Genomic DNA, 11,843 nt, shown 5'->3' on the forward strand with positions numbered 1-11,843 from the left:
CCGTGTGGTAGTGCCGGCCGCTGGCCGGCAACCGGGCGGCCCTTCCCGGGCGGGCAACCGGAGGAGCCGGCCAGCGGCCGGCACTACCTGCGACCCGGGCGCGCGTGCATCGCTTGAGGCACACATGGTGTGGCTCTACCCGTCACGCACCGCACACAAAAAAGCCCCGGCTCGCGCCGGGGCTTTTGCATTTCAGTGTGACCACCAACGGTGGTCACCTACCGATCAGCGTGACCACCCACGATGGTCACCTGGCGGGGCGGGGCAGCCGTGGCTGCCCCTGTGCATCAACGATCCGGACGGTGGGCCGTATTGGCTTCGCCCTGGCGCTCCAGGAACTCCTTGGACGGTTCGTCCAGCTTGTCGCCCAGCATGCGGCGGACCACCACGAAGAACACCGGGATCATCAGCAGGCCCAGGAAGGTGGCGAACACCATGCCGCCGATCACGCCGGTACCGATCGCGTGGCGCGCGTTGGCGCCGGCACCGGTGGAGATGGCCATCGGCACCACGCCCATGATGAAGGCGAACGAGGTCATCAGGATCGGACGGAAGCGCAGGCGCGAGGCTTCGATGGTTGCTTCGCGCAGGTTCTTGCCCGCGGCCCGCTGTTCCACCGCGAACTCCACGATCAGGATCGCGTTCTTCGCGGCCAGGCCGATCACCGTGATCAGGCCGATCTTGAAGTACAGATCGTTCGGCAGGCCACGTGCCAGCGAGAAGGCCAGGGCGCCGAGGACGCCCAGCGGCACCACCAGCAGCACCGCCACCGGGATCGACCAGCTTTCATACAGCGCGGCCAGGCAGAGGAACACCACCACGATGGACAGCACCAGCAGCAGGGTCGCGGCGTTGCCGGCCAGGATTTCCTGGTAGGACATGCCCGACCAGTCGTAGCCGAAGCCTGCCGGCAGGTCGTCGTTGACGATCCGCTCCATCGCCTGCATCGCCTCGCCCGAGCTGCGCCCGGCCGCCTGCGAACCGACGATGTTGACCGCCGAGTAGCCGTTGTAGCGGCTCAGCGATGGCGGTGCGGACACCCATTCGGACTTCACCACGGTGCTCAGCGGAATCATCGCCTGCGTGCCGTCGGGATTGGTCTGCAGCGTGCTCGGCGTGTAGAAGCTGTTCAACGACTCCGCGCCGGTGCGGTACGGGCCATCGGCCTGCAGGGTCACGCGCTTGATGCGGCCTTCATAGAAGAAGTCGTTGACGTACACCGGGGCCAGCATCAGCTGAATGGTGCTGTACACGTCCGAGACCGACAGGCCCATGGTCTGCGCCTGCACGCGATCCACGTGCAACTGCAGCTGCGGCGCGTTTTCCAGGCCGTTCGGGCGTACGCCGGTCAGCAGATCGCTTTCCTGCGCGGCCTTGCCGAGCAGGATGTTGCGCGCCTGCGTCAGCTGCTCATAGCCCACGCCGCCACGGTCCTGCAGCCACATGTCGAAGCCGCCGAACTGACCCAGGCCCTGCACGGTCGGCAGGTTGACCACGAAGATCTGCGCCTCCTTGATGCCGAAGAACGCGCCGTTCATGTTGTTGATGAACTCGGGCACCGTGATGTCGCGGTCCGCCCAGGGCTTGAGGCGGATGAAGCCCATGCCCACGTTTTCACCGGAACCGACGAAGCTGAAACCGGCGACCTGCAGCATGCCTTCGAAGCCATCCTGCTTTTCCAGGATGCCGCGCATCTGGGCGAACGCGTGGTTGGTCTGCGACTTGGTCGAGCCCGGCGGCAGCTGCACGATCGCCAGCGCATAGCCCTGGTCTTCTTCCGGCAGGAAGCTGCCCGGCATGCGCGTGAACAGGAAACCGCACAGCGCGGTCAGCACCACGAACAGGATCATCCAGCGCGGGGCATGCTTCACCGCCGAGGTGATGTGGCCCACGTAGGTGTTGCTGACCTTGTCGTAGTACTTGTTGAAGGTGCGGTAGACGATGTTCGGCTTGTCGTTGTGCGTCGGTTTGAGGAACGTCGCGCACAGCGCCGGGGTGAAGCCCAGTGCCAGGAACGCCGAGAAGGCCATCGCGATGGCGATGGTCAGCGCGAACTGCTTGTAGATCTCACCGGCGGCACCGCCCTGCAGGGCCGACGGAATGAACACCGCGGCCAGCACGACCGTGATCGCGACCACCGCACCGGTGATCTGGGTCATGGCCTTCTGGGTGGCGGCCTTGGGCGGCAGCTTCTCCTCGGTCATGATGCGTTCGACGTTCTCGATGACCACGATGGCGTCATCGACCACGATGCCGATCGCCAGCACCATCGCAAACAGCGTCAGCTGGTTGATGGTGAAGCCGATGATGCTCATGCCCAGGAACGTACCCAGCAGCGCGACCGGGATGACCAGGGTCGGGATCAGGGTGGCGCGGAAGTTCTGCAGGAAGATCAGCATCACCAGGAAGACCAGCGCGACCGCTTCGATCAGGGTCTTGACCACTTCCTCGATCGAGATCTTCACGAAGGTGGTGCTGTCGTACGGCGAGAACCAGCTGACACCGGCCGGGAAGCTCGGCGACAGCTCGTCCATCTTGGCGGTGACCGCGTTGGCCACGTTCAGGGCGTTGGCACCCGGCAGCAGCTGGATCGCGAAGGCGCCGGTCGGCTTGCCGTTGTACTGCGTGTCAAAGCCGTAGTTGTTCGCACCGAAGGCGATCCGGGCGATGTCCTTGAGCAGCACGCGCGAGCCGTCGGTGTTGGCGCGCAGGATGATGTTCTCGAACTCTTCCGGCGAGCTGAAGCGGCCTTCGGCCGAGACCGTCGCGGTGAAGTAATGCCCTTCCGGCGAGGGATCCGAGCCCAGCGAACCAGCCGCGAACTGCACGTTCTGGTCCTTGATCGCGGCCAGCACCTGCGTGGCGGACAGGCCATAACCCTGCATCTTTTCCGGGTTGAGCCAGATGTTCATGGCGTACTCGGAACCGAACTGCTGGGTGCTGCCCACGCCAGGGATGCGCGAGATCTGGTCGAGCACGCGCGAACCGACGATGTCGTTGAGGGCATCGCGGTCGATTGAGGCGCTGTCGGACTGCAGGGCCACCACCATCAGGAAGCCGGCGTTGGCCTTGGCCACCACCACACCCTGCTGGGTCACTTCGGTCGGCAGGCGAGGGGTCGCCAGCGAGACCTTGTTCTGCACCTGCACCTGGGCGATATCGGCATCGGTGCCGGTCTCGAAGGTCAGGGTGATGGTGACGCGGCCGTTGGAGGCCGAGGAGGAGCTGAAGTACAGCAGGTGATCGATACCGGTCAGCTGCTGCTCGATCACCTGGGTGACCGACTTTTCGGCGGTGTCGGCGCTGGCGCCGGGGTAGGTGGCGCTCACCGTCACCTGGGGAGGTGCGATGCTCGGGTAGGACTCCACGCCCAGACCCAGGATCGAGATCACGCCTGCAAGCGAGATCAGGATCGCGACCACCCAGGCGAATACCGGGTGTTCAATGAAAAATTTAGGCATGACGGAGGATTCCCGTTATTGCTTGTTCGGTTCGGCAGCCGGAGCGGCGTCGGAGGTGTCGGCGGCGGCGTCGGCCGGCGCGGCAGCGGCATCGGGCTTGGCGGCCGCCGCCGGAGCGGCCCCTGCCGGAGCGGCCCCTGCCGGAGCAGCACCCGCCGGGGCCTGGCCATTGCCGTTGCCGGCGGCGGGATTCCACGGGGCGGCCTTGGCGGGCGCGCCTTCCTTGACCTTCTGCACGCCGGCCACGATCACCTGGTCGCCGGCATCCAGCCCGCCACTGACCAGCCAGTTGCTGCCCTGCTGGCCTTCACTCTTCACGTTCTTGCGGATGACCTTGCCGTCCTTGCCCACGACCAGCACATAGCCGCCGGTGGTGTCGCGCTGCAGCGCCTGCAGCGGCACCAGGTAGGCGTTGTTGCGCTCACCCAGGGTCGCCTGGAAGCTGACGAAGGCGCCCGGCAGCAGGATCTGCTGCGGGTTCGGCAGCACCGCGCGCAGCGAGACCGCGCCGGTGGCCGGATCGACCGTGGTCGAGGAGAAGTCCAGCGTTCCCGGCTGGTCGTAGACCGTGCCGTCGGCCAGCTTCACCTGCACGGTGGATTTGCCGTCCCCGCTCAGGGCCAGTGCGCCCTTGGCCTGGGCCGCGCGCATCTGGGTCAGCTCATCCACGCTCATCGAGAAGTTCACGTACAGCGGGTCGAGCTGGTCCACGGTGGTCAGCAGGGTCACATCGCCCTGGCCGACCAGCGCGCCTTCGGTGACCTGCTGCTTGCCGGCGCGGCCGCTGATCGGCGAACGCACTTCGGCATACCCGAGGTTGATCCGCGCGCTGGCCAGCGAGGCCTGGGCCTGCTGCACGGCGGCGGCTGCGGTGCGCTCGGTGGCTTCGGCCGCATCCAGGTCGGACTTGGAGACGTAGGCCTGCGGCGCCAGCGAGCGGGCGCGGTTGGCGGCGGCCTTGGCATTGGCGGCGGTGGCCTGCGCCGAAGCCAGTTCGGCCTGCGAGGCATTGAGGGCAGCCTGCAGCGGTGCCGGGTCGATCAGGAACAGCACCTGGCCTTCCTTCACGTCCGAGCCTTCCTGATACACGCGCTTGAGCAGCACGCCCGGGACGCGGGCACGCACGTCGGCGCTGCGGAACGGCGACAGGCGGCCGACCAGCTCGCGCTGCAGCGGCAGGGTCTGCGGCTTGGCCTCGATCACGCCCACCTCCGGCGGCGGCGGGGCCTGCTGCTCTTCCTTCTTGCAGGCGGTCAACGCAAAGGCGACTGCGCACGTCAGGGCAAGGGTGCGGAGTGGGGCGATCATCAGGAGAAGCTCCGGTGTTGGTTTGAATGCGAAGCCGTGGCGGCTTCGGGCGCAGCGAAGGCGCGCAGGAAGCTGTCGACGGAGAATTCTGCCCAGCGGCGGCGCACGGCGGCGTCATCGCGGTGGGGGATGTGGAAACGCTGTTTCTCGAAATCCAATCCGGCGATCATGCTCAATAGCAGTTCAGCCATGAAGTGCGGGTCGTCATGCCTCAATTGGCCCCGGGCGGCCCGTGTTGCCAGCCATTCAGAAACATGAAGCGCCAGTGCCCCGGCGCCGTCCTGGTAAAGGGTACGGGCTTCCTGGGGGAACTGGCTGGATTCGGTTGCGATCAGCCGCCGGGCCTGGACCACGTGCGGTTGATTGAAATGGTCCAGGTAGTCGTTGGCGAACTGCAGCAGGCTGCCACGCAGGTCATCACCGTCGAGTGAGCGCAGCCCGGCGGTGGCGCGGCAGACATGCCGCTGCATCACCCGCTTGAGCAGTTCCTGCTTGCTGCCGTAGCGGCTGTAGAGCGTCTGCTTGGAGCAGCCCGCATGCTGGGCCACCGCGTCCATGCTCAATTGCATGCCCTGGCTGGCCAGCAGTTCGCGCACGGCATCGAACACGCGGTGATCGCGCGCGTCCAGGGTGCTGGCGGCGGGGTGTGGGGGAGTCACGGGGTGGACTATACCGTCCAGTTCAGAATTGTAGAAGCCTTGTTTTTCCGCGGCGTTTGATACCCGACGTCACGTTGCAATGGAAGCGGTCGATGCTGCGCTACACCAGACGCCGACCCACATGTCCGTACCCGGCCGAATTGGCATCGCCGATGTAAACGCCACCCAACCCGAAAGACCTTATTCCGTCCTGCAGCAAGGTATTTCTGTGCGGTAGGCCTACAATTTCATTTTCCCAACTGAGCATCACGCACCGCTCCGTCATGAAACCGCAAAAACCAGCAGCCAAGACCGTGAAAAACAAATCCAAACCAGCCGATACGCAGACTGTTTCGCCAGTGGGCTTCTCGCTGGAGCCGGTGTACACGGCCTTGCGCAAGCGCTACCCGTCGGCCGGGCAGGCCGAGGCAGTGGCTTTTGCCGCCGACTTCTACAAGCGCATGGAGGCGGACGAGTTCCCGCACCACAGCGCGGAGGAGTGGGCCGCACTGGCAGCGGACACGCTGGAATTCGCGCGTGTGCGCAAGTCCGGCAAGGCCAACGTCCGCGTGTTCAACCCGACGCTGAAGAGCAACGGGTGGGAGTCGCCGCATACGGTGCTGCAGATCGTCAACGACGATATGCCGTTCCTGGTGGACACCGTCACGATGTCGCTGGCCGAGCATGGCGTCGGCGTGCACGTGCTGGGTCACCCGGTGATCCGCTTCGCGCGTGACAAGGCCGGCAAGCTGACCGGCGTCAGCGACGGCACCGCCGAATCGGTGATGCTGCTGGAGATCGACCGCCAGCCGGCCGAAGCCATGGCCGACGTCGAGAAGGCGATCATCAAGGCGCTGGACGAGGTGCGTGCCATCGTCCGCGATTGGGACGCGATGCGTGCCAAGGCGCAGAGCCTGGCCGACGACCTGGGCAGCCGCCAGCTGCCGGTCGACGCCGCGTCGCGGGCCGAAGCACAGGAGTTCCTGCGCTGGGCCGCCGACAACCACTTCACCTTCTTCGGCTACCGCGAATACCGCGTGGAGAAGCAGGGCAAGGAAGACGTGCTGGCGCCGCTCAACGACACCGGCCTGGGCCTGATGCGCGGGCAGGACAAGTCCGCCGCGCGCCCGGTCAAGACGCTCGCCGCGCAGGGCCTCAATGCCACCACCGGCTTGAAGGACGCGCTGATCCTGACCAAGACCAATGCCCGTTCGCGCGTGCATCGCTCCGGTTACATGGATTACATCGGCGTGCTGGAATTCGACGCCAAGGGCAAGATCATCGGTGAGCAGCGCTTCCTGGGCCTGTTCACCTCCAGCGCCTACAATCGCCGCCCGTGGGAAATCCCGCTGGTGCGTCAGCGCCACGAATACGTGATGAGCAAGTCCGGCCTCGCGCCGAGCAGCCACAGCGGCAAGGCCCTGCGCCACATCCTGGAAACCCTGCCGCGCGAAGAACTGTTCCAGTCCAGCGAGGACGAACTGTTCCGCACCGCCATGGGCGTGCTGGGCCTGCAGGAGCGCGTGCGCAGCCGCCTGTTCCTGCGCCGCGACAAGTACAGCCGTTTCATCTCCGCGTTGGTGTACCTGCCGCGCGAACGCTTCAACACCGATGTGCGCCTGCGCATCGAAGCAATGCTCAAGGACGCCCTGCAGGGCGAGTATGTGGACAGCTCGGTGGTGCTCGGTGAGTCGCCGCTGGCCCAGGTGCACCTGATCGTGCGTCCGAAAGCAGGCCAGACCCTGGAAGTGGACACCAGCGAACTGGAGCAGAAGCTCGCCCAGGTGCTGCGCAACTGGCAGGACGATCTGCGCGAAGCGCTGGTCGCCCGCCACGGTGAAGCCGAAGGCCTGCGCATCGCCGCGCGTATCGGCAAGGCGCTGCCGGCCGGTTACATCGAAGACTCCAGCACCGAGATCGCCGCCAACGACGTCAGCCAGCTGGATGCGCTGACCGGTCCGGACGATCTGCGCCTGAGCCTGCAGGCCGTGCATCGCGAAGAAGGCGATGGCCTGCGCCTGAAGCTGTATCGCCAGCTGGACGACATTCCGTTGTCCGATGCGCTGCCGATGATGGAGAACATGGGCCTGCGCGTGATCTCCGAGCGTCCGTACCGTCTCACGGTCGATAACGCCCCGGTGTACGTGCAGGACTTCGAAGCGGAATCGGTGGCCGGTGCGATCGATGCGCCGAGCGTCGATGCCGCCTTCGGTGAAACCTTCGCCCGCGTGTGGCACGGCGATGCCGAGAACGATGGCTTCAACCGCCTCGTGCTCGCCGCCGGCCTGCACTGGCGCCAGGTCGCGATGCTGCGTGGCTACTGCAAGTACCTGCTGCAGACCGGCGTGCCGTTCTCGCAGGCCTACGTGGAAGGCACCTTCACCCGCTACCCACTGCTGGCCCGCCTGCTGGTGGAGCTGTTCGAAGCCCGCTTCGATCCGGCCACCGGCCATGAGAGCAAGGACGCGATCGCCGAGGGCCAGGCCCAGCTGCGCGCGCACCTGACCGTGCTCGCCGGCGGCGACGAAGCCACCCTGAAAGTGCTCAAGACCGTGGTCGATGCGCGCAAGGGCGACCGTACCGTGCAGATGGATGCCGCGCGCGATGCGCTGCTGAAGCTGATGGACCGCGTCTCCAGCCTCGATGAGGACCGCATCCTGCGCAGCTTCATGGGCGTGATCGATGCGACCCTGCGCACCAGCTACTACCAGACCGATGCCGAGGGCCGTCCGGGCCACGTCATCAGCTTCAAGTTTGATTCGGCGCTGGTGCCGGACCTGCCCAAGCCGCGCCCGTACCGCGAAATCTTCGTGTACGGCCCGCGCGTGGAAGGTACTCACCTGCGCTTCGGTGCCGTCGCCCGTGGCGGCCTGCGCTGGTCGGACCGTCGCGAAGACTTCCGTACCGAGGTGCTGGGCCTGGTCAAGGCACAGATGGTCAAGAACACCGTGATCGTGCCGGTCGGTGCGAAGGGCGGCTTCTTCGCCAAGATGCCGCCGGTCAACGGCGACCGTGATGCGGTGTTCGCCAACGGCGTGGCCTGCTACAAGCTGTTCATCCAGGGCCTGCTGGACATCACCGACAACATCGTCAACAACAAGATCGTGCCGCCGGTGGACGTGGTCCGCCACGACATGGACGACCCGTACCTGGTGGTGGCGGCCGACAAGGGCACCGCGACGTTCTCCGACATCGCCAACGGCCTGGCCGTGGCGCACGGCTTCTGGATGGGCGATGCGTTCGCCTCCGGTGGCTCGGTCGGTTACGACCACAAGGGCATGGGCATCACCGCCCGCGGTGCGTGGGAGTCGGTCAAGCGCCACTTCCGTGCGCTGGGCCGTGACAGCCAGAGCCAGGATTTCACCGCGGTCGGCGTGGGCGACATGTCCGGCGACGTGTTCGGCAACGGCATGCTGCTGTCGCGCCACATCCGCCTGGTTGCTGCGTTCGATCACCGCCACATCTTCCTGGACCCGAACCCGGATGCGGCCACGACCTTCGTCGAGCGCGAGCGTCTGTTCACCGTGCCGCGTTCCAGCTGGGCCGATTACGATGCCAAGCTGATCAGCAAGGGCGGCGGCGTGTACCCGCGTACGCTGAAGTCGATCGAGATCACCCCGCAGGTCCGTGAGGTACTCGGCCTGGACGAGGGCATCAAGTCGATGACCCCGAACGACCTGATGAGCGCGATCCTGAAGTCGCCGGTGGACCTGCTGTGGAACGGCGGCATCGGCACCTACGTCAAGGCGGCCAGCGAGCAGCACAGCGATGTCGGCGATCGCGCCAACAATGCGCTGCGCGTCAATGGCGGCGAGCTGCGCTGCAAGGTGGTGGGCGAGGGCGGCAACCTGGGCATGACCCAGCTGGGCCGCATCGAAGCCGCCCAGGCCGGCGTGCTGCTCAACACCGACTTCATCGACAACTCGGCCGGTGTGGACACCTCCGATCACGAAGTCAACATCAAGATCCTGCTCAACGATGTGGTGCGGGCCAAGAAGTTGACTGTCGAACAGCGCAACAAGCTGCTGGCCTCGATGACCGACGAAGTGGCCGCGCTGGTGCTGATGGACAACTACCGTCAGAACCAGGCGCTGAGCCTGATGGAACGCATGGCGGTCAAGCGCCTGGGGTCCAAGCAGCACTTCATCCGCACGCTGGAACAGCAGGGCCTGCTGGACCGCCAGATCGAGTACCTGCCCTCCGATGCGGAACTGTCCGCACGCAAGGCGCGTGGCCAGGGCCTGACCCGTCCGGAACTCTCGGTGCTGTTGTCCTACTCCAAGCTGGTGGCCTTCCAGCAGCTGCTCGAGTCGGACATTCCGGAAGATCCGTACCTGTCCAAGGAACTGCAGCGCTACTTCCCGACGCCGCTGCAGAAGAAGTACGCCGATGCGATGGAGCGTCACCGCCTGAAGCGCGAGATCATCGCCACGGCCGTGACCAACCAGACCATCAACCGTATGGGCGCTACCTTCCTGATGCGCATGCAGGAAGACACCGGCCGCACCGTGGCCGAGGTCGCCAAGGCGTACACGATCAGCCGTGAAACGCTGGACGCACGCGCGCTGTGGGCACAGATCGACGCCCTCGACGGCACCCTGCCGGAGTCGGTGCAGATCGACGCGCTGGAAGTGATCTGGAAGCTGCAGCGTTCGTTCGTACGTTGGCTGCTCTCGCGTCCGGGCGTCATGCCGGGCATCACGGAGGCCGTCAACCGCTACCAGGCCGCGTTCAACGACATCCGCGACGCCTCGGGCGTGCTGCCGGATTCGCAGCGCCCGGCCTACGAGGCAAGCGTGCAGGAGTGGAAGGACAAGGGCCTGCCGCCGGCGTTGTCGCAGCAGCTCTCGGAACTGCAGTTCCTGGAGCCGGCGTTCGACATCATCGAACTGGCCCGGACCCGGAAGCTCAAGCCGGTGGACGTCTCCAAGGTCCACTTCCGCCTGGGCGACGCCCTGCAGCTGCCGTGGCTGTTCGAGCAGATCGACGCGCTGGAGGTCAACGGCCGCTGGCACGCCGTGGCCCGTGGCGTGCTGCGCGACGAGCTGGCCGCCCACCATCGCAACCTGGCTGCCCAGGTCCTGTCGATGAAGGGCAGCAGCGCCGAAGCCAAGGTCGCCGCCTGGATGGGCCGCGACGACAGCAGCCTGCGCTTCACCCTGGCGATGCTGGCCGAGCTGGCCGAACAGAAGACCCTGGACTACCCGACCGTCTCGGTCGCGGTCCAGCGCCTCGGTCAGCTGGCCTCGCACGGCGCGTAAGCATGGTGCGTGAGCGCATTCGCGCTGACGCCCCACGGTTTGCCCTGCAAACCGTGGGCCCCATGCAAACGATGCCTCCAGACCCCCGCGCCTTCGGCGCGCCCCCCTGACTCAGGGGGCTTTGCTCCAGAGGGATGGGCGGGGTCTGGTAACTGCATTGCATGAGAAACACACGGCTCCGCTTCGGCGGGGCCGTTTCTTTATGACGGTTGCCGGCATGTCGGTTGCCGGTATCCGGTAGGAACCGACCGTTGGTCGGTGCGGACGCCGACATGACCGGCGCCCCACGCCACGACCAACGGTCGTGGCCTACCGGGGACGTGGCGGGTATGCTCTGGCGAACCCGCCCCACCGGATGTTTGATGAGCGCTTCCCCCCGTATCGCCTTCCTGGCCAGTTCCACCGAAGCGGCGCAGCTCGCCCTGGCACAGATGCGGGCCCGCTATGGCGACTACACGCCCGAGCAGGCCGAGGTGCTGTGCCCGCTGGGGGGCGATGGCTTCCTGCTGCAGGCGCTGCATCGCTACGGCGCGCTGGGCAAGCCGGTGTTCGGGATGAAGCTGGGCACGGTGGGGTTCCTGATGAACCAGTTCCGTGATGACGACCTGCCGGCGCGCCTGGCCGCGGCCGAGCCGGCCAACCTGCGCCCGCTGGAGATGCTGGCGCTGACCGAATCCGGCACGACCACCGGCTCGCTGGCCTACAACGACGTCTCGCTGCTGCGCCAGACCCGCCAGGCCGCGCACATCGGCATCGACCTCAATGGACAGGAACGCGTGGCCGAGCTGATCGGTGACGGCGTGCTGGTCGCCACCCCGGCCGGCAGCACCGCCTACAACTACTCCGCACACGGCCCGATCCTGCCGCTGGGCTCGCACACCATCGCGCTGACCCCGTTGGCTCCGTACCGTCCGCGCCGCTGGCGCGGGGCGATCCTCAAGGCCGACACCGAAGTGCGGTTCCGCGTGCTCGACCCCTACAAGCGCCCGGTCAGTGTCACCGCCGATTCGCATGAAACCCGCGATGTGGTGGAAGTGACCATCCGCGAATCGCGCGAGCGCCGCGTCACCATGCTGTTCGACCCGGAGCACAATCTGGAAGACCGGATCCTGAGCGAGCAGTTCATGTTCTGACGGGGCACGGCCGTGGTGGCCATGCTCTGTGGGAGAATGGCT

Annotated in this window: 4 protein-coding genes and 1 pseudogene; 2 read left to right on the forward strand and 3 right to left on the reverse strand. The window is 66.3% G+C overall.

All coding sequences use genetic code 11. The features are described from left to right. Positions 1–287: 287 nt before the first annotated feature. From HH110_RS17910 to HH110_RS17920, 3 genes are read right to left on the reverse strand one after another with little or no spacing between them, the layout of a single operon-like run. Entirely contained in the window at positions 288–3,461 is a 3,174-nt protein-coding gene (locus tag HH110_RS17910) for a multidrug efflux RND transporter permease subunit (protein WP_176990882.1), read from the reverse strand. A 15-nt stretch (positions 3,462–3,476) separates the two neighbouring features. After that, positions 3,477–4,769, reverse strand: coding sequence for an efflux RND transporter periplasmic adaptor subunit (locus HH110_RS17915; RefSeq protein WP_176990883.1), 1,293 nt, complete (start codon positions 4,767–4,769; stop codon positions 3,477–3,479). After that, entirely contained in the window at positions 4,769–5,428 is a 660-nt protein-coding gene (locus HH110_RS17920; RefSeq protein WP_176990884.1) for a TetR/AcrR family transcriptional regulator C-terminal domain-containing protein, read from the reverse strand. Before HH110_RS17920 ends, HH110_RS17915 begins: the two co-directional genes overlap by 1 nt. Positions 5,429–5,775: 347 nt before the next feature. On the opposite strand from HH110_RS17920, the pseudogene HH110_RS17925 reads away from it, so the two are divergent. Both HH110_RS17925 and HH110_RS17930 read left to right on the forward strand, forming a co-directional pair. Continuing rightward, positions 5,776–10,668: pseudogene (locus tag HH110_RS17925) on the forward strand (NAD-glutamate dehydrogenase); the annotation flags it as partial. 362 nt (positions 10,669–11,030) lie between these two features. Next, on the forward strand, positions 11,031–11,801 hold the full coding sequence (locus HH110_RS17930) for an NAD kinase (RefSeq protein WP_176990886.1): 771 nt from the start codon (positions 11,031–11,033) through the stop codon (positions 11,799–11,801). Positions 11,802–11,843 lie beyond the last annotated feature (42 nt).

Origin of the sequence: Stenotrophomonas sp. SAM-B (genome assembly GCF_013387485.1) — a bacterium.
Taxonomy (GTDB): Bacteria; Pseudomonadota; Gammaproteobacteria; order Xanthomonadales; family Xanthomonadaceae; genus Stenotrophomonas; species Stenotrophomonas maltophilia_AA.

Excerpts from the sequence above, each read along its gene's own strand:
- HH110_RS17910 (WP_176990882.1), bottom strand. The coding sequence starts at position 3,461 with ATGCCTAAATTTTTCATTGAACACCCGGTATTCGCCTGGGTGGTCGCG.
- HH110_RS17930 (WP_176990886.1), top strand. The coding sequence starts at position 11,031 with ATGAGCGCTTCCCCCCGTATCGCCTTCCTGGCCAGTTCCACCGAAGCG.
- HH110_RS17915 (WP_176990883.1), bottom strand. The coding sequence starts at position 4,769 with ATGATCGCCCCACTCCGCACCCTTGCCCTGACGTGCGCAGTCGCCTTT.